The organism is Saccharopolyspora sp. ASAGF58, from assembly GCF_012277335.1.
Taxonomy (GTDB): domain Bacteria; phylum Actinomycetota; class Actinomycetes; order Mycobacteriales; family Pseudonocardiaceae; genus Saccharopolyspora; species Saccharopolyspora hattusasensis.
The window spans coordinates 6,435,990-6,452,089 of sequence record NZ_CP040605.1 but is presented as its reverse complement, the minus strand read 5'-3'; the positions used below and the strand labels follow the sequence as shown (position 1 = coordinate 6,452,089).

The window sequence follows — 16,100 nt, the reverse complement described above, 5'->3', positions numbered from 1 at the left end:
ACACGCGGCACGAGGGCGCGGCCTTGATGGGAGATCATCGGGGTGTCTAGTCCGTGATGTTCTACCCGAAAGCCGCGCCCTCGTGTCCTCATCCTCCCCGATCCTGACTGTGCTGAACCAGCCCACCCTCACCGTGGAGTCCCTGCAGAGCCGTATCGACGGCCTGTGGCAGGCCCTGGAAACGGTGACTGATCCCCGCAAAGCCCGCGGCCTGCGGTATCGGCTGCCGTTGCTGCTGGCCCTGGCGGTCCTGGCCGTGGCCGCCGGAGCGAAGACCTTCCTCGAGATCGCCGAGAATTCCGCGGATCTGCCAACCCGGTTGCCGGCCGAACTCGGCGTGTGTTCGTGGTCGGGCACGCCGTCGAACTGGACCTTCTCCCGGGTCCTGGCCAAAGTCGATCACGACGAGCTTGACCAGGCCTTATCCGGCTGGACGATGCAGGAGTACAAGCCCGCTGAGGCGGTCGCTGTCGACGGCAAGACGATGCGGGCCGCGACCACCGGGCAGACCGACATGCCCCAAACCCAGGTCGTGGCCGCGATGAACTCCCGCGGTGAAGTTGTTGGCCAGACCGCGGTCCAGGCCGGTGATGAGAATGTGGCTCCTGCCGGTGAAGGGCAACCGCCCCCGCCTGCACCGGAGGCTGACAACCCTGCCCTGGAACAACGCCCGACTTGACACCCACGATCGCAGTCGCGGGCACGGGCGGGCCGAGACCCGCAGCCTGAAAGTCCTGATCCTGGACGACGATCTGCGATCAGAGTCGCTCAACGCCCGGCAGGCCGTCCAGGTCCGGCGCTGGCGCCGGCCGAACGGCAAACCCGCCAGCATCGAAACGGTGCATTACCTGACCAACCTGCCACCGGCCACCGCCGGACCTGATGACCTGGCCAGGCTCATCCGCGGGCACTGGGGCATCGAGGGAAGACTCCACCTCGTTCGTGACGTCGCCTTCAACGAGGACCACCACCGGGCCCGCACCGGCAACGCACCCCAGAACCTCGCCGTCTTACGCAACACCGCAATCACCCTGCACCGCCAAAACGGAGCCACCGGCATCCAACCCGCCCTCCGCGCCGGCAACCGCAAACCCGAACGACTCCTGGACCTACTACCCGAAACCACCTAAACCGGACAGGTTAACCTTGCACACGCCCTGCCTGATTCGGGTTGTGCTTGACCGGCCCACCGTCACAGTCGAGTCCTTGCGGGGTCGTGTGGACGGTCTCTGGCGGGCTCTGGAGGCGGTGGGCGGGGAATCCTGTATGGGTTGCCGTTGCTGCCGGCCCTGGCGGTGCTGGCGGTGACCGCCGATGCGAAGACGTTCATCGAGTCCGCCTCGGCGGAGAGAACCCGCAAGTTCCATTGAAATCGAACCTTCGATTTCAATGGAACTTGCGGACCGTCGGCGTGTCGCACCCCGACACGCCGATGCCTGTGGACAACCTCCGCAATTTCAATGGAAATCGTGGGCGGGCACGGACGTGCCAGGGCCCGCAGCCTGAAAGGTCCTTGTTCTGGACGGAAACCTGCGAACCGATCTGCTCGGGGCTCGGCAGGGCATCTGGATATGGCGCTGGCGCCGCCCGAACGGCAAAGCCGCCGGTATCGAAACGGTCCACCACCTGGCCAACCTGCCACCCACCTGGCCAACCTGCCACCCACCTCCCTATCCGAAACTACCTAAACCGGACAGGTCAACCTTGCACACGCCTGACCAGCCGGGCATCTCCAGGTTGTCTGTAGAATTGAGGAACACGGAGACAGAGATGACCAATACCGCGCATTTCAAGGCAGTCGGCGACGAGACCAGCCCGGTAGTCATCATCAGGGATGACCGAGGCGGTGCCGTCACAGAGTTGCAGCTGCCGGGGGCAGCATCCGAGCCGGAGCAGGCCGACAGCGCATTGCGATCCGCTGGCTGGTCCCGAAGTAGCGAATGGACCATGGCCGATGACGGCTGGGTCGCACCTGTGGTCCGGCTCGAGCAGCGGCAGTGACGGCGGCCACTCCCGCCTGTGAGATCAACAGTTGGCATGTGGCTAGGATTGAATGCCTGCTGGGCAGGATCACCACGTTCTACCAGCGCTAGTCACGATTTTGGGAGATCTTCAGGCGCCTCGGGCGTTCTCGTTTGTCGCGGGCAGTGCGTCGTCCCTTTTTGCCGGGATGGCATCCTCAGGCGGGAAGACCTCGTCAGCTGATCGGCACCCGCGCAAAGCGATTACATCCAGAGCGGCGTTGTGGGCGAGCAAGGAGTAGCGCGCCAAGCAATGTGGGGGCCGTGCACTTGGACGTAGACACCCCACACACACACAGAAACCAACCGTTGCGCACGATCATCTAATATGGACGAAACTAATCGCACCGGCCTCGATCTGACCGATCCAACGTGTCCTTACTTAGTTGGTGATGATCCAACAGGTACGTCCAAAGCAGCAAAGCTTGCCGCCTCGTCGTTGCCTTGCGGCAACTAATTAGATGGCCCTGACATCCCCGAGATATTTGGCGTCAGCCCCGAGTCAGCCTCGAGCCTTTGTGGAAGACCAGCCGGTAAATGACCAACAGGATCAGCGCCCCGACCACCGCCCACACGAAACTCATCAGGTTGAACCCCGAGACCCCGGTGCTGCCGAAAACAGAACTGCCCAGCCAGCCCCCGAGCAGGCCTCCAGCGATGCCGATGAGGATGGTGAGGATGATGCCGCCCGGATCCTTGCCGGGCAGGATGAACTTCGCAATCACGCCGGCGATGAGGCCGAACAGGATCCAACTGAGAATACCCATGCCTCACTCCTTCCGTTGCGCTCCGTCGACCCGTTGAGCGCACGGCAGAAACATGTTTAACAGGTTCATAATGCACCCCTTCTATCGATCGCGTCAATGCAGTTCACTCCGCTCCAGCCTCACCGCTGGGAACCATCGCTTCGTCGAAGTGATCAACGAAACGGAAGATCACAGCATCGGTACTCGGGAGGGCGCGACTACTGCGCTGCGCAGCGCCCGTTGTCGTGAGCCGACGTCTCCCATCGCGAGCCAGCGCAGCTACCGCTTTCGCGCCCAACAGGGCGACGAAAAGCCGAAGCCAGCCGCGGAGCCGCCGCTCAACGGCGTTTGAGCTGCCGTGGTTCGTGGTCGCTTCGATTTGTGCGGCCGCTTATTGATCGGGAACTTATAGGTGTGATCTTCGTTGTTCTGGCATGATCGCTGGTGTGCGGGACACGCGGAGGTTATCGCCTGAGGCGCAGGAGGATTTGCGGCGCAGGGTGGTCGCTGCTGTTCATGGTGGGATGACGCAGGTCGAGGCGGCCCGGGTGTTCGCGGTGGCCCCGCAGTCGGTGTCCAGATGGGTGCAGGCGTGGCGGAAACGCGGCTCGAAGGGTCTCACCGGGCGTCGCCGGGGTCGCAAACCCGGCGAGCAGAAAGCGTTGAGTGCCCGCCAGCAGCGCAAGCTGCGGTATGCGGTGGCCGAGCACACCCCGGCCACGTTCGGGCTGACCGGCCTGGTGTGGACCCGCAAGACAGTGGCCGAGCTGATCCGGGTGCGCCACGGCATCGTGTTGAACCTGCGCACCGTCGGCAACTACCTGCGTTCCTGGGGATTGTCGCCGCAGAAACCGATCCGCAAGGCCTACGAACAGGACCCCGAGTCCGTACGCCGATGGCTGGAGGAGGACTACCCGGCCATCGCCGCCCGCGCCCGCCGCGAGGGCGCACTGATCCTGTGGCTGGACCAGACCGGGATCCGCTCCGACGCCACCGTGGCCCGCACCTGGGCACCGGCGGGCCAGACACCGGTGGTGGGCAAAACGGGGAAACGGTTCAGCGTGAACGCCATGTGCGCGATCGGGAACAAAGGCGAGCTGTACTTCACCGTCTACACCGGCTCGTTCAACGGCAAGGTGTTCCTGCCGTTCCTGGACCGGCTGACCCGCCATCTGGACCGCAAGGTCCACCTGATCGTCGACGGACACCCCGTCCACCGCCGCAAGACCATCCAGCAATGGATCACCAAGCACGCTGAGGCGATCGAGATGCACTTCCTGCCCGGATACAGCCCCGAACTCAACCCCGACGAGATACTCAATGCCGACCTCAAACGCACCATGTCCACCAGCACAGCCCCGAAACCCGCGACGAGTTGAAACAAGCGGTACGCTCCTTCCTCCACCGCCTCCAGAAGCTGCCCGACCGAGCTCGCTCCTACTTCGGCAAACCCGAAGTCCGCTACGCCGCCTGACATCACACATTTGCCACCCAGATCAATAACGTGGGTGTGGGTGCATCTCGTGGCCGCGGGGCGAGGTTGCTCCGCCGGATGACGTGACACCTCGGAAGATCGCCGCGCGGGATAGGGGGTGTTCGTCATGCGGAATCGGCGCAAGGTGCACGCTCACCGACGGCCAATCGCCCTCGCATGCAGCACGGCATCGGCTCGTCGCGACGTCGCAGATCGGTGACCAGTCGGGATTGCTCGTTCGAGTGGTGGCAGGCATGGGAGTCGGTGGCGGCGCATCCCATAGGTGTTGGACATGCTTGCCCGCGGTGAGCGGAGGGATGGCAATGGACAAGCAGGAGACGGGACCACGGAGTAAGCAGGACGAGAGCACAGAGTCGAGTTGGACGACCACGTCAGGGCGTGTCGCCGAGAAGGCACCGGCGGGGGACGTCGCGGAAACCTCAACGGGTCGCACGACGATCGCTCCCGTGGTGGTACAGAAGATCGCCCGTATAGCCACCGAGGAAATCTCCGGGGTCTACGCCATGGGCGGGGGCATCACGCGGGCGTTCGGTGCGATCCGGGAACGTGTACCCGGCGCGAGTGCTTCGCAGACCTCGGGGGTGGTTGTGGAGGTCGGCGAGAAGCAGGCAGCGATCGATCTGGTGATCGTGGCCGACTACGGGGCCGCGCTGGTGGACCTAGCGCGGGCGGTGCGCCGCAACGTCATCACCGCGATCGAGCGCATGACTGGCCTGGAAGTCGTGGAGGTCAACATCGCCGTCAACGACATCCATGTGCCGGGCGAGGAAGAACAGCAGCCGAGTGCGGCGCGCGTCGAGTGACCGGTACATGGCCGGGCACCTCGCCAACCTGATCATCAGCAGCGGCCACGAGGGCGGCTTTACCGAGCTGGATAACACCGACGACGCCGTCGACGCCCTGCACGCCGAGCTGATGGCTGCCGTAACCAACGAAAGCTGGCCGCACGGCATCCCCACGGCCATCAACATCGCCCTGCTGGCCCGCTTCTACGAACGCCTGGAGTTCATCACCACCGGTACCCTGCCCACCCGCAGCTAACTGCAGCCTTGACGGAGTTGGTGTTTACAGCGGATCAATGCTGCCGGACAAGGAACGGGGGGCTGTTCTACTCAGCCGGTGGTGGCGCGTAGGGGTGGGGACAGCTGCTGGTCCGTGATCCCCGGCAGACCGTCTCGTTCGAGCCGGTCGCAAAGGTCGGCGACAGCACGGATGAGGTGGTCCGCAGCCACGCCATGCGGGGGCTGCTCGGCGTAGGGCTGGAGGTGCTCGCCTGCCCGGTGCAGCAGTGCCACCGCCCCGACGGGGTTGCCCCGCCGGACGTGAGTGAGGCCGACCGCGAGTTGAGCGAGACCCTTCCACAGCATGCGCTCGCCTGCGGGGCTGTTCTTCCAGGCGGCCTCGAGCACTTCGTGAGCGTGGAACGGTCGGCCCTCATCGAGCAGCCGCTGAGCCAGCTCCAGGCTCTCCTGCGGAGTGAGGACGAGCTCCTCATCGATGCGCTCAACCCCGGGGCTGCCGTACGGCAGCGGACGCCCGAGCCCGTCCCGAGGGCGGGCATTACGGGCGCGGCCCTGCGGATCCCGGTCGCGGTGACGCACGACCGCATTGTGCCTCACCACTGGCCCTTGCCCCGGGGCGCGTTCACACCAGGGTTTTCTACCTCTCATCCAGCACGAGCGGGCATGTTCTCCGGCTCCTTGCGCCCGGACAGGTAAGCATTGAGCAGCACAGGCACCCACGTCGCCACCGGCACACCGAGCTCGACGGAAACCTGCTCCAGCACCTCCGCCTGAACATGCGAAGGCCAGATCCGAATCTGCACCGGCCCCGCCCCCAGGTAGCGCACCCGCCCATACGACTCCGCAAACGGCGACGCCGGACGCACCCGAGCGGTGCGCAGTAACTCGGCAAGATTCCCGCGGAGGTCCTCAAGGGCCGCGAACACCACCGACGTCGTGGTCCAGCCAGCGCGCTGTTCCCGGTAGCCGTCCAGACGCGCCTGCAAAGCGTCCGAGACGAACGCCGTCCTAGGCTCGCCGCCGATGGGAATGTTCATCATTGGGTTTCTACCAGAGGCTCGAACCCGCGTCACAGGCCTGCTGCAGGCCGGCACCGGCTCCATCCGAGGCGAATCGATGCGGCAGACAGCACCTGCTGGGCGCCGAGCGCCGTGACACCACATCCCAGCGGTATCCATGTCTTGGGGGTGAGAGCCATACTCGGGGATCACTGCGATCCTATCGACCGGTTCCTGCGCCTCGCCTGGACACGGCTCCCCGATCTTTCCTGATCCGAGGTACGGCGAGGTTGCAGCTGCGAGGTCGATGCGCGTCATAGCGCGTCTGGATCTGTTCCGCGCGTCTTTGGCTGGGTGGAACTCGTCACTCGGGATCACAGGTCACCGTTGAGCAGATGGTGGTGATGATGCGCTGCCCATCGACGACGTCCCGCGAACAGCCGATATCCGTTCGGCGCTGATGATCGAGGCAGCGTTGCGGGTGGTATGCGGCCTAGCTCCCGGCCGAAGGCATGCGAGACAGCCGATGCTTCGGCGAGACCGTCAGCGAAAAGCCCGTTCCACGTGTGGACGCTCCGCGTGGTATTTACCGAACCCGAACATGGCACCCATTGGGTTCGCACAGAAGTCGATCAGTGTGTGCCGGCGGACAGCCGGATTCTCGAACACGAGGAGCCCTCATGCGCATCTCCACCTGGAACCGTCGCATCGCGATCACCGGAAGCTGTGCCGCGCTGGTAATGGCGATCGGCGCGCCGATCGCGTCCGCGCAGCAGGCTCCGGCACCGACGCCGGTAGCCCCGATCACACTGAGTCCCGAGGAATCCGCGCAGGTGTGCAACGAGATGGTTCCCAAGCTGCAGCAGCGCACCGATCACCCCGTGTAAGGCTCCGCCGAGCTCAGGCAACGGTCAGTCGGGTGTTGATGACCGCAGCGGCGGGTAGGACGTGGTCATGGCCAAGGACAAGAAGACCAGCAAGATCGTCACCGATCCAGACCAAGCTCTTGCCCGGGCGCGGGCAGCCGCCGAACAGATCAAACCGAAGGAGGAAGCACTGTACTGGGCGACGATGGCTCAAGCCCTGCTCTTGAGCGAAATGCGCGACATGATTCGCGAGACACGCACTCACCAAGGCGGGAGTGTGGAACTACCCGAACAAGCACCGCCACGAGAAACAGCCAAGGTCACCGTCGTCGAGAAGTAGCACGGCGCGGTTTCGCTGAGGTGCCCAGCTGCTGTCGGTCCTCATCCGATGCCCACCTACTTCCCCATCCTGAATCACCGCGAACTGACGGTACGCCGGCATGGAAATCGTCAGTGCTTCCAAGGTGGTGCAACCCGGATCACCGGTTCCCGGCGTAGTCGCGTGCCTCAATATTGTCCTGACACCCGCACGGATCACGGCGTTCGAGATCGGCAAACAAACCAGCATCCGGCCTGGCCCACCACCCGTTCACTCTGGCCGCAATGCCGTAGCACGCATCGCGAGCGCACCGTCAGAAGGCCGTAGGTCCTGAGTTTGAGCGCCAACCGACCGTTTCTGCAACGACGCTCCTAGACAGCACTGCCAGGGCATCGCCCCTGGCAGTGCACCCACTCGATTGTGCTTGGCTTTGCTGGGTTCTCTCCAAAGGGTCACCACCGCCCGACTGCCTTGGCACCCTTACCGTGATCACGTGGGCGCCCCGGCATCGCTGGTCAACGGTGGATCCAGCAAAGGTCAACAGTCGCCCCCATTAATGGGAGCCACGAAGCCGGGCCAGTCTCCTTGAGCCTCGACCTCGCTTACCAGCACTGGTCGTTTCAGCTGCCCGGGCTGCCGGGATGGCGTCCTCGGGTGGGAACGTCTCCTCGGCCGACCGAGCGCCTTCGCCAGTCGATGCTTCGGCTTCTTCGGGGGTTTGTTCCCCGCCGAGCGGACGTTCCTCTGGCTTCGACGAACGCAACACACGGTAAGCGACGTACGCCATGGCAGCCCCTGCTGCGCTCGCTGCTGCCACCATGCCCGTGCGCCGCAAAAGCACCATCCTCCGCTCGTGGGCCTTCGACCGGCGGGTAGACCTGCGCTTGCCATGACGCCTCGACGCACGAGCTTCGAACACGTCCTGGACAACCTTGCGAACGAGGCGCAATGCGATCTTGGCCATGTCCCAGAGGTGCAGCAAAGAGCCGAGGAGCGTGGCCAGATAGGCCTTGATCTTTATCATGTCTCGAGCTCCCAATCACCGATGTCACCACATGCACTAGGTTACGTCCATTCTTCAGGCGCAGGTAGCGGGACGCCATTCGCGAGACGGTTGATCGCAAAGTCTGTCAGCGAAATAAGGTCGCTCCCTTAAAGCCCTCTTAGAACTGATTATGAGCCCCAGTTCCACCTTCAAACATCGCTCAATCTGGTGAGGCATGATCAAGCGTTCAACCCCGCCCGGCAAGTCCGATATACCGCCATCCCGGCGAAGACGTACGCCAGCCCCGCCCGCGGTGTCTCAGCCGCGCTGCGTTGCTGAGCGAAACGCCGCCACAAGGGCACTTACGATCAGCACCAACAGGAGGACCACAACTAACACCAACAACAGGATGGGCAACAAGATCATCCCAGCCACCAAGATGAACTTGGCCTGCCAGCTCATGCCGCCAATGCACCCTTGATCGCTTCCCAGGCCTGACTCTTCCCGAGGAGCGCTGCCCGCACTGCCCGAAGCGCAGCCTGGGGCACGGCCCCGGACTTGTCTGCGCTATCGGCAAGTTTGCTCACCGCTCTCTCGATCTTCTTCGAGATGAGCCGTGTGCAAGCTTCCAGCTCGGCGTAGGCGAGTTGCCACAGACTGAATTCCAGCCGCTTCAAGGCGGCCGCTATGCCCGCGTCAAACCCAACGGGCGCGATGCCGTTGCGATCGAGACGTCTCCGACCACTTCCACCGCCGACAACCACCTCAGACAGTTTCTTTCTCCGCCCGGAAACGCCTCTCATTTTCTTAGCGCGCCCAGACCGTCCGAGCCTTCGTTCGCGCACCACAGCCAGCGCTGCCTGCGAAATCTTTCCTACGGTGCCCGTGAGCGTTGCAGACAACGCCCGAAGCTGCTGGAATGCTTTGCCCAGCAACCCTGGCAAGGTTCGCTAGCGCCACCTTGATCCGAATCATGGTCATCACCGAGCCTTCAAGTTCCCACTGGTTACCCAGGAGCGCTCGAACGGAAGCGCCGGACACCCGAGTCCGAACTCACCCGAACCGCCGCGGCACACTCGCAGCTGCACCGCCGGGTAGTCCTCGGATGGACTCGACTAAACCTACGGTCGGGCGCACTCCTTGCCAGCAAAGCTCCGGACGGGTCCGCAAATCGATTACCAAGCGACAATCGATTGCTACCTCCTGAGATCGTAGTCATCGGTACACAACAGCAGTCTCATACGTGACATCCCAACGACTCCAACGTTTTTTACAGCTCGGAGAACCACCTCCAGGAAGCTGTTCAACCTGGAACAAAGTGTGCAGTAACAAATATCTTCAGGTGTAGGGCGAGTGCGTCGTGGGTAAGCAAGAGTCGTGGGTAAGCAAGAGTCGTGGGTAAGCAAGAGTCGTGGGTAAGCAAGAAGCGACTTCGCGAGCCGCCCGGTCGAGCTACCGGTACTTTGTGGGAGAAGTGCCCGGACACGAAGCCTCGACGCCTGGATTTCTTCCGCAACGGCGAGCGGGTCCCCAGTAGCCGCACCAAGGGAGCATCACATGGGCACAGGCGACAAGGCCAAGCACAAGGCCGAAGAACTCATGGGCAAGGCAAAGGAGAAGCTGGGTCAAGCAACCGGCGACGAGAAGAAAGAAGCCGAGGGCAAGAGCGAACAAACCAAGAACGCACTAAAGCAGGCGGCAGACAAAGTAAAAGACGCCGCCCCAGGGCACGGCGGGGGGAAGAAACCCGGCCGAGACGGATAGCATGTTTCACGGGCCGCCCACCCACCGGTGTGCGGCCCGTTCCGCGACGTCCACAGCCGACGCACTGTTAGACGACGCAGACGATCTGCGGAACGCGCGGCGACTTCAGCACAACATCACCTTGACTCCACCCGCAGACGACGATCGGGCGAGCAGTCGTGCACGATGATTTTGAGACTCACTGCTGACCGGAGATGGTGATCATCAGTAGTCGTCCCGCGGCAGCAGGGGGCCGAGCGGACCGAGGTCCAGGTTGAGATCATCCGTGGAGAATCCAAAGCGATCGCGCAGTTCCGTCATCGCCTCTTCCAGCTTCATGAGGGCGAGACCCAGCTCTTCAACTTGGTCTTCGTCGAGCGTTCCTTGGTCGACTCTGCGCAGGGCCTGGCGTTCCATGAGCTGGCGCAGCAGCTCAACGATGGTCAACACGAGCCGGACCAGATCGCGCTGGACTGACTCAGCATCGGTTTCAATGCGGTGCTGCAGTCTTCCCGACCGGCCGACTCGCTGCTCTCCAGGCGGTTCACTCATCGCTGCTCCCAGGAGGCGACGCTCATCGTGCTCTCTTGGATCGATGTGATGATGGCCCGCAATGAGACCCGCACCAGGTCGACTCCAGCCAAGGAGATGGTGACGTCTCCGGTGAGCACCACTCCCCCGGCCAACAGCCGATCGAGCAGGTCGACGAGCGCGATCTCACGAATGTCCCGAACAGTTCGCGTGCTGACGTCGTGTTCTGTGGTCATCGCCGCGCTCACAGTCGTTCCGTGGATATCACCGCGAACGAGTACGGCGCCCAAGGTCCCGTGAGTTCGATCTGCAGGAAGCTTCCGCTCGCTTTGTCGTCAATCGCGGAGGTGAACTCCTCGGTCCGCGAGTCGTCCACCAGGTAGGCACCGTTGAGCACCATCAAGCCCCGGTAGGCCGCGAGGTCCCGATTCTGCGGCGGGTGCACGCGGTTCGCATGAGCGAGCTTGCTCAAAGCACTATGAATCTCTCTCGCTTGCTCCACCGCTTCATGCTCTGCCGCGGCCTGCCCCTTTCTCTGCTCTCGGATCTTGCGAAGGTATGCCTGTCCTGGACCGTGCCCCGCCACCTCTGACCTCCGGTGCGGTCATCCGCTTCTCGCCATCGTGCGCGTTCATCTTTCGTTGCCCCGCCCCCTGGGATAGCGATCGACCCGGCGGTAGGAAAGGAGATCACCGTCTTGGTCCAGTTCCGCCTCATACACCGCCAGAATGTCCGCCGAGTCCGGAACCCGGTGACTCTCGACCACCTCGACACTTACAAGCCAGCCATTTTCCACGCGCTCGAGGGACGTGACACCCTCTGGCTACCTGCCCGTCAGTTCATGGACGTGGCGGACGGCCAGCTGCGCGACCTGGGCAGCCTTGAGCGAACGTCTCACATCGTCACTGCCTCGCCTGTCCTCGTCAGCTTCGGGTTCCGGACGCGCTCGCTGTGGCTTGCGGTCCTTCTCCGCAGAACGACCACGTGGGGCCACAAACTTCGATCCCGTTTGCTGCGGTCGGCTTGGCCGCCGGCGATCAGCTGGTGGCTCGCGGTCTCTGGCGTCGTCGCCCGCGCGGTGGCCACCGGATTCACATCTCCCCGGCTTCACGGCGGCGTTGCGCTTCGAACAGTCTGGCCAGCAGGTCTGCGTGCAGCTCGTCACGCTGTTGATCGGTCAGCTCACCGGCCGCATGTGCGTCATCGACGTCAGCTATCTGGCGTTGGATCAGGGCGGGGTCGTAGTACTGCCGCTCCGCGTGCTGCTTGATCTGCTCGGCCACCCATACGGCACCTCGGACCGGTGCCAGTGGAAGCGTGAGCAGCCCGGTGATCAGCCCCATGTCAGGTCTCCGGCAAGAAGTCGCTGGACGCGAGAGGTCCGATCAAACGCAAGTTGATCCGCCCATCCCACTGCCATCCAAGATCATCCACTGCTTGCTCGAACTGAGCTGCCACCTCACGATCAACGAGGAACGCGACGTGCACGGCGTCGTCCTCACCCGCAACCGCATGCGGAACGGAAGCAACGAAGGACTTCTCGAGAGAGCTGATCAGCGTCTCGGTGTCAGCTTCACGTTTTCCCACCACCGCATTGTCGACCAGCTCGCCGAGCCTCAAGCGCTCGGCGTAGCCTACGTCTTCGGGAATACCTCGAAGTACCTCGCGCAGTTCCTGGATATCTGGATCCTCGGACACGATTTCACGAAGGTGCGCGTTGTTCGCGTAACGACCGCGAACGGTGAACTGCACCAAGTCGGCGAGTTCGGCGAGCATTGCCTCGAAATGATCGTGGTGTGGCGCCAGGAGCTCGTCGACAACAGCCTCCATGGTGCTTACGACTGATCCGAAGCGGATCGGTATCACAGTCACTTCCGCCGCAAGAATGTCAAGTACTCGTTCATGCGCGAGCAAGTCCTCGCGCGTCCCGAGCAGACGAGCGAGTTGCACCTCGCTGACCAGGGCGGAGAGCTTGCCGTACGAGGCCAGGTCTACCTCTTCCTCCCCGTCGCCAACCGAGGGCATGTCATCCGGGAGCTTCTCCCGGCGGTCGAGGATCCCGTACACGTACACGCCGCGATCAGTGTTTTCTCGATGTCCTGATTGGACGTGACTGCCTCGTTCTGCGTGTGTGGCCATCATTCATGCTCCCGGCTGCGTGGTTCCCGGCGCCGTGCGGGTTGCTTCTCCCTCTTGTCTTCCTGGTCCGCACCGCGGAACTCGTCGAACTTGTCCTTGGCCGCGTCGATCATCCCCTTGGTCTTGCCTTTGGCGCCGCCCTCAGTCATGCCCTGCATCAGCTCTGGAAGGTCCTTGCCGCCCTTCTGATCCAGGTCCAGCCTGTTGGTCGCTTCAGCGAAGCGCAGGTAAGTGTCCACACTGGCCACGACGACGCGCGCATCGATCGTGAGTATCTCGATTCCCACGAGCGAGACACGCACGAACACGTCAATGACCAGACCCTTGTCGAGGATGAGCTCGACTACATCCGCAAGAGTGCCTCCAGTTCCCCGCTGCACCGGGGAACCACCACCGCCGCCTTGCACGCTTGCGACGGTCATGCGATCACCTTCTCCGCCTGGATGTCACGGGTTCCCCGCGACGCCGTCCGTGTTCTTCTTCCTCCTTATCTTCGTCGGAGCCCTCGTCGCCGTACTCGCCTTCTTCCTCGTATCCTTCGCCTTCCTCGGCTTCGGACTCCTCGCCGGCTTCGCCGTAGTCCTCCTCCCGCTCGGCCTCGCCCTCCTCGTCGCCGTACTCTTCCTCTTCGCCTTCCTCTTCAGCTTCACCGCGCTCGCCTTCGTATTCCTCCTCTTCCTCTTCGGGGCCGTATCCTTCTTCTTCCTCGCGCATGGCGTCCTCATGAGTCTTGACGACCTCGCGATCGCGGATCTCGCCACGCCATCCTTCGATCTTGTCCTGCTCCAAGATCGTCCGCGTCATCATGTGCCGTTTGATGTACTTGAAATCCGCTCGCACGCGCCGTCCTTGCGCACGCCACATGTACGCGGTCTTCTCGAAGAATCCTTGCGGATAATATTCGATGACAAGCAGGATCCTCGTCATGTTCGGCGCGAGCGCGTGGAACGTGACCGATCCGTCCACGGTCCCCTTCGCGCCTTTCGAAGTCCAGATGATCCTTTCATCCGGCACCTGTTCGACGATAGTGGCTTCCCAGCTCCGCTTCGACAGAAAGATCTGCGCCTGCCAGTTGATCTTCTCGTCGGACTCCTGGTCCACGCTGAGAACTTTCTTCGTCATGCTCGGAAAATCTTCGAACCTGGTCCACTGGTCGTACACGACGCGAAGCGGCAATCCCACATCGTTGTGCTCGATAATGTTGACAACCTTGGACTTCCCCTTCTTCCCCCCTTTGCCTCCACCCATACCCAGTGCCTCTTTGGTCTTCTCTTTTACGCCCGTCAGACCGGCCTTCAGTGCCGACTTGACCGGGGATCCTCCCTCAGCCAATTCCTTACCCCCCGTCACCGCCGCCATCAAGCCGGCACCACCGTTCTCTGCCGACTCCGTCAGTCTCTCGGTCATGCCTTCGACCTTGTCGCTGAGGAAACCCGTTGCCCGTTCCCCTGCCGCTGTCAACGACTCCTTGAAGCCTGCCTTCAAAGGTTCGAGCGGAAGCTCGCTCAACAACCCGCCCGAACCAAATGCATGTTGATCACCGGATTGTTCTGCCACGGTCATCACCCCAGCCCTCAAGACGACTTCTTAGGGGCGGCCGACTTGGTGCCGGTCCCTGACTTGCGCTGGCTCGTTGCTCCTGACCTGCGCTGCCTCCCCGCGCCGCCGCTTGAACGACCTCGAGCCTCAGTCGAGGCCGCAGTCTTGGAATCGTCCTGATCGGAGCTCCTCGGCCTCGGCACGGTTTCCTTCTTCGCCGTGGAAACACCGCGCCGACCACTCGGCTCGGAAGGACGCATGCTCGCGCGAGCCGATGAGGAACGCTCAGCCGTCCGCCTGCGGGCACGGTCAGCGCTTCGCGGCGACCGTTCCGGGGACTGCTCTTGCTCCTCTTCCTCGCGCTCCTCGGTTGCGGCTTCATCCTCGCCCGAGTCTTCCTCGGGAGTTTCCTCAGAGGTCCGCTTGCCGAGGCCAGATACTCGCTTACCGAGGCCAGAGGATTGTTCCCCGACGTTGGAAGCCCGCAAACCGGCGGCCCGCTTGGTCAGGTTGTCCCCAATCGAGTCGATCTTGTTCGTCGCTGCCGCAATCGCAGCGGTCTTGGCCGCGTCTATCAAACGCTCACGCGCCTCACCGGCCAGCTTCTTCAACTCAGGAGACCCTTCGACCAACTTGCCGCCCTGAGCGAGAAGATCCTTGGGATTGAGCCCAGCATGCCGCCCTGCCATCATCCCGGCGGTCGCGATCGCGAGCTTCATCTTCCGACTGCGCCCGAGGACATATCCGATTGCTACTGCCAACGCGATTTGAGGTCCGGATTTCATGATCAATCCCCTGCGGGCGTCTTCGGCAGACCGGTCGCCCGTAGCGCAAACGACTTGCTCACGCTATGAGCACAGCCGAGATCCGGCACAACTCGCCCGCATGTTGACCTACTGTCGAGCCGCTACGGCGACTATCTTGAGTGGCTACCCCTGCACCAGTGGGCCAAAACCCCTTGCTATGAGGCAACTTCGTGATCGAACGCGATTTCTGCGAAAACAAGATCGAGAACCGCGCCAAGGCCGACGAGATCGCTTTTTACGGCTAACATCGCGTTGATTTTTCAGTTACATGAATAGCCTTCGAGCTCGGCGCCGTAGCGAGATCAGCTGACCACACCCGCATCTCGAAGCTCCTCTTCGACAATCTCGCTCACCCACCGCCGTAGTGGTGACATCCGTTCTGTTGCGTGCCGCTCACGGTTATCTCTTCTCCACCTCGGCGTTTGCTGGGCGTCTCTCAGCTCCACAGCGTCTTCGTCCGCTGAATCCGAATCCACGGTCAGGCCGCTCAGCGCGCACAACGCGCCTCGGCCGGCCGCCGACGTCGCCGCCAAGCTTCTTGTCTTCGAGTCGCCATGTAGAAGGCCCAAGACCACTGCGTCACCGATGTCAGCCGCCGCACGGCTCACGATGGCCAGTCGCAGCGTGTCAGGGCTCGGCGCAAAAGTCATTGCCAACCCGGATAGAACGTCTCGTACGCCGATGCTGCGACAGAGAACCGCCATACCCGGAGTGACCTTACTGTCCGAGTCAACCAGCCCACTGGCACTTGCGAGGGTCTCTGGACGTAGCACGACGACTGCGCCGGCTGCGGCGGTTCCGATGCCAAGCAGGCGAGGAAACGACGTCATGGCGCTGCCCCCTCCTCCAAGGATGCCAATGCCCGCCGGGCATGGACACCTTGATCAATA

23 protein-coding genes and 1 pseudogene are annotated in these 16,100 nt (G+C 62.9%); 9 read left to right on the top strand and 15 right to left on the bottom strand.

From position 1 onward, the window contains the following. Positions 1 to 82: 82 nt before the first annotated feature. The 3 genes from FDZ84_RS30225 (at position 83) to FDZ84_RS30215 (ending at position 2,001) form a co-directional block, all read left to right on the top strand. Positions 83 to 679: a transposase family protein gene (locus FDZ84_RS30225; protein ID WP_168588643.1), complete on the top strand. Its 597-nt coding sequence runs from the start codon at positions 83 to 85 to the stop codon at positions 677 to 679. Further along, positions 612 to 1,130, top strand: coding sequence for an ISAs1 family transposase (locus FDZ84_RS30220; RefSeq protein ID WP_168588642.1), 519 nt, complete (start codon positions 612 to 614; stop codon positions 1,128 to 1,130). The genes FDZ84_RS30225 and FDZ84_RS30220 overlap by 68 nt, the downstream gene beginning before the upstream one ends. A gap of 640 nt (positions 1,131 to 1,770) precedes the next feature. Next, positions 1,771 to 2,001: a hypothetical protein gene (locus FDZ84_RS30215; protein ID WP_168588641.1), complete on the top strand. Its 231-nt coding sequence runs from the start codon at positions 1,771 to 1,773 to the stop codon at positions 1,999 to 2,001. A 511-nt stretch (positions 2,002 to 2,512) separates the two neighbouring features. On the opposite strand, the gene FDZ84_RS30210 is transcribed toward FDZ84_RS30215, so the two are convergent. Continuing rightward, entirely contained in the window at positions 2,513 to 2,788 is a 276-nt protein-coding gene (locus tag FDZ84_RS30210; protein WP_168588640.1) for a GlsB/YeaQ/YmgE family stress response membrane protein, read from the bottom strand. A 413-nt stretch (positions 2,789 to 3,201) separates the two neighbouring features. Here FDZ84_RS30210 and FDZ84_RS30205 point away from each other — a divergent pair, with 413 nt between their 5' ends. The 3 genes from FDZ84_RS30205 to FDZ84_RS30195 all read left to right on the top strand — a co-directional run bounded on the left by FDZ84_RS30205 (position 3,202) and on the right by FDZ84_RS30195 (position 5,303). Beyond that, on the top strand, positions 3,202 to 4,146 hold the full coding sequence (locus tag FDZ84_RS30205) for an IS630 family transposase (RefSeq protein WP_256413590.1): 945 nt from the start codon (positions 3,202 to 3,204) through the stop codon (positions 4,144 to 4,146). Between the two features lie 418 nt (positions 4,147 to 4,564). Further along, a complete protein-coding gene (locus FDZ84_RS30200; protein ID WP_168588638.1) occupies positions 4,565 to 5,065 on the top strand; it encodes an Asp23/Gls24 family envelope stress response protein in 501 nt (166 codons plus the stop codon). A gap of 7 nt (positions 5,066 to 5,072) precedes the next feature. Further along, complete coding sequence (locus FDZ84_RS30195; protein ID WP_168588637.1) at positions 5,073 to 5,303, top strand: hypothetical protein; 231 nt, start codon at positions 5,073 to 5,075, stop codon at positions 5,301 to 5,303. A 71-nt stretch (positions 5,304 to 5,374) separates the two neighbouring features. Here the strand turns inward: FDZ84_RS30195 and FDZ84_RS30190 are convergent, their stop codons facing one another. Beyond that, entirely contained in the window at positions 5,375 to 5,881 is a 507-nt protein-coding gene (locus tag FDZ84_RS30190; RefSeq protein ID WP_246868541.1) for a DUF309 domain-containing protein, read from the bottom strand. A gap of 47 nt (positions 5,882 to 5,928) precedes the next feature. Then, entirely contained in the window at positions 5,929 to 6,324 is a 396-nt protein-coding gene (locus tag FDZ84_RS30185; protein WP_168588635.1) for a hypothetical protein, read from the bottom strand. A 638-nt stretch (positions 6,325 to 6,962) separates the two neighbouring features. On the opposite strand from FDZ84_RS30185, the gene FDZ84_RS30180 reads away from it, so the two are divergent. Together FDZ84_RS30180 and FDZ84_RS30175 are read left to right on the top strand one after the other, a co-directional pair. Beyond that, positions 6,963 to 7,169, top strand: a complete 207-nt coding sequence (locus FDZ84_RS30180; RefSeq protein ID WP_168588634.1) for a hypothetical protein — start codon at positions 6,963 to 6,965, stop codon at positions 7,167 to 7,169. A gap of 67 nt (positions 7,170 to 7,236) precedes the next feature. Beyond that, complete coding sequence (locus FDZ84_RS30175) at positions 7,237 to 7,488, top strand: hypothetical protein (RefSeq protein ID WP_168588633.1); 252 nt, start codon at positions 7,237 to 7,239, stop codon at positions 7,486 to 7,488. Between the two features lie 532 nt (positions 7,489 to 8,020). Here FDZ84_RS30175 and FDZ84_RS30170 read toward each other — a convergent pair. The 3 genes from FDZ84_RS30170 to FDZ84_RS30160 form a co-directional block, all read right to left on the bottom strand. Next, entirely contained in the window at positions 8,021 to 8,491 is a 471-nt protein-coding gene (locus tag FDZ84_RS30170) for a hypothetical protein (protein ID WP_168588632.1), read from the bottom strand. A 279-nt stretch (positions 8,492 to 8,770) separates the two neighbouring features. Continuing rightward, positions 8,771 to 8,914 carry a hypothetical protein gene (locus tag FDZ84_RS30165; protein ID WP_168588631.1) on the bottom strand — a complete coding sequence of 48 codons (144 nt, stop codon included), beginning with the start codon at positions 8,912 to 8,914 and terminating at the stop codon, positions 8,771 to 8,773. Continuing rightward, positions 8,911 to 9,387, bottom strand: a complete 477-nt coding sequence (locus FDZ84_RS30160; protein ID WP_210435211.1) for a hypothetical protein — start codon at positions 9,385 to 9,387, stop codon at positions 8,911 to 8,913. The genes FDZ84_RS30165 and FDZ84_RS30160 overlap by 4 nt, the downstream gene beginning before the upstream one ends. 622 nt (positions 9,388 to 10,009) lie before the next feature. Here FDZ84_RS30160 and FDZ84_RS30155 point away from each other — a divergent pair. After that, on the top strand, positions 10,010 to 10,216 hold the full coding sequence (locus tag FDZ84_RS30155; RefSeq protein ID WP_168588629.1) for a CsbD family protein: 207 nt from the start codon (positions 10,010 to 10,012) through the stop codon (positions 10,214 to 10,216). A gap of 204 nt (positions 10,217 to 10,420) precedes the next feature. Here the strand turns inward: FDZ84_RS30155 and FDZ84_RS30150 are convergent, their stop codons facing one another. The 9 genes and pseudogenes from FDZ84_RS30150 to FDZ84_RS30110 all read right to left on the bottom strand — a co-directional run bounded on the left by FDZ84_RS30150 (position 10,421) and on the right by FDZ84_RS30110 (position 15,123). Then, on the bottom strand, positions 10,421 to 10,747 hold the full coding sequence (locus FDZ84_RS30150) for a gas vesicle protein K (protein WP_168588628.1): 327 nt from the start codon (positions 10,745 to 10,747) through the stop codon (positions 10,421 to 10,423). Further along, positions 10,744 to 10,962 (bottom strand): gas vesicle protein, encoded by a 219-nt coding sequence (locus FDZ84_RS30145; RefSeq protein WP_168588627.1) that lies wholly within the window; start codon positions 10,960 to 10,962, stop codon positions 10,744 to 10,746. The genes FDZ84_RS30150 and FDZ84_RS30145 overlap by 4 nt, the downstream gene beginning before the upstream one ends. An 8-nt stretch (positions 10,963 to 10,970) precedes the next feature. Continuing rightward, complete coding sequence (locus FDZ84_RS30140; RefSeq protein ID WP_168588626.1) at positions 10,971 to 11,312, bottom strand: GvpL/GvpF family gas vesicle protein; 342 nt, start codon at positions 11,310 to 11,312, stop codon at positions 10,971 to 10,973. Positions 11,313 to 11,357: 45 nt separating this feature from the next. Then, positions 11,358 to 11,537: pseudogene (gene gvpO, locus FDZ84_RS30135) on the bottom strand (gas vesicle protein GvpO); the annotation flags it as partial. Positions 11,538 to 11,817: 280 nt separating this feature from the next. After that, positions 11,818 to 12,069, bottom strand: coding sequence for a gas vesicle protein GvpG (locus tag FDZ84_RS30130; RefSeq protein ID WP_168588625.1), 252 nt, complete (start codon positions 12,067 to 12,069; stop codon positions 11,818 to 11,820). 1 nt (position 12,070) lies between these two features. After that, entirely contained in the window at positions 12,071 to 12,799 is a 729-nt protein-coding gene (locus FDZ84_RS30125; RefSeq protein ID WP_246868540.1) for a GvpL/GvpF family gas vesicle protein, read from the bottom strand. Between the two features lie 65 nt (positions 12,800 to 12,864). Then, entirely contained in the window at positions 12,865 to 13,287 is a 423-nt protein-coding gene (locus FDZ84_RS30120; protein ID WP_168588624.1) for a gas vesicle structural protein GvpA, read from the bottom strand. A 4-nt stretch (positions 13,288 to 13,291) separates the two neighbouring features. Further along, on the bottom strand, positions 13,292 to 14,428 hold the full coding sequence (locus FDZ84_RS30115) for an SRPBCC family protein (RefSeq protein ID WP_168588623.1): 1,137 nt from the start codon (positions 14,426 to 14,428) through the stop codon (positions 13,292 to 13,294). Positions 14,429 to 14,439: 11 nt separating this feature from the next. Next, positions 14,440 to 15,123 carry a hypothetical protein gene (locus FDZ84_RS30110; RefSeq protein ID WP_246868539.1) on the bottom strand — a complete coding sequence of 228 codons (684 nt, stop codon included), beginning with the start codon at positions 15,121 to 15,123 and terminating at the stop codon, positions 14,440 to 14,442. Between the last annotated feature and the right edge of the window lie 977 nt (positions 15,124 to 16,100).

Coding starts and splice junctions, on each gene's coding strand:
- FDZ84_RS30215 (WP_168588641.1), top strand. CDS start 1,771: ATGACCAATACCGCGCATTTCAAGGCAGTCGGCGACGAGACCAGCCCG.
- FDZ84_RS30210 (WP_168588640.1), bottom strand. CDS start 2,788: ATGGGTATTCTCAGTTGGATCCTGTTCGGCCTCATCGCCGGCGTGATT.
- FDZ84_RS30205 (WP_256413590.1), top strand. CDS start 3,202: ATGATCGCTGGTGTGCGGGACACGCGGAGGTTATCGCCTGAGGCGCAG.
- FDZ84_RS30200 (WP_168588638.1), top strand. CDS start 4,565: ATGGACAAGCAGGAGACGGGACCACGGAGTAAGCAGGACGAGAGCACA.
- FDZ84_RS30195 (WP_168588637.1), top strand. CDS start 5,073: ATGGCCGGGCACCTCGCCAACCTGATCATCAGCAGCGGCCACGAGGGC.
- FDZ84_RS30185 (WP_168588635.1), bottom strand. CDS start 6,324: ATGATGAACATTCCCATCGGCGGCGAGCCTAGGACGGCGTTCGTCTCG.
- FDZ84_RS30180 (WP_168588634.1), top strand. CDS start 6,963: ATGCGCATCTCCACCTGGAACCGTCGCATCGCGATCACCGGAAGCTGT.
- FDZ84_RS30175 (WP_168588633.1), top strand. CDS start 7,237: ATGGCCAAGGACAAGAAGACCAGCAAGATCGTCACCGATCCAGACCAA.
- FDZ84_RS30170 (WP_168588632.1), bottom strand. CDS start 8,491: ATGATAAAGATCAAGGCCTATCTGGCCACGCTCCTCGGCTCTTTGCTG.
- FDZ84_RS30165 (WP_168588631.1), bottom strand. CDS start 8,914: ATGAGCTGGCAGGCCAAGTTCATCTTGGTGGCTGGGATGATCTTGTTG.
- FDZ84_RS30155 (WP_168588629.1), top strand. CDS start 10,010: ATGGGCACAGGCGACAAGGCCAAGCACAAGGCCGAAGAACTCATGGGC.
- FDZ84_RS30150 (WP_168588628.1), bottom strand. CDS start 10,747: ATGAGTGAACCGCCTGGAGAGCAGCGAGTCGGCCGGTCGGGAAGACTG.
- FDZ84_RS30145 (WP_168588627.1), bottom strand. CDS start 10,962: ATGACCACAGAACACGACGTCAGCACGCGAACTGTTCGGGACATTCGT.
- FDZ84_RS30130 (WP_168588625.1), bottom strand. CDS start 12,069: ATGGGGCTGATCACCGGGCTGCTCACGCTTCCACTGGCACCGGTCCGA.
- FDZ84_RS30120 (WP_168588624.1), bottom strand. CDS start 13,287: ATGACCGTCGCAAGCGTGCAAGGCGGCGGTGGTGGTTCCCCGGTGCAG.
- FDZ84_RS30115 (WP_168588623.1), bottom strand. CDS start 14,428: ATGACCGTGGCAGAACAATCCGGTGATCAACATGCATTTGGTTCGGGC.
- FDZ84_RS30110 (WP_246868539.1), bottom strand. CDS start 15,123: ATGAAGCTCGCGATCGCGACCGCCGGGATGATGGCAGGGCGGCATGCT.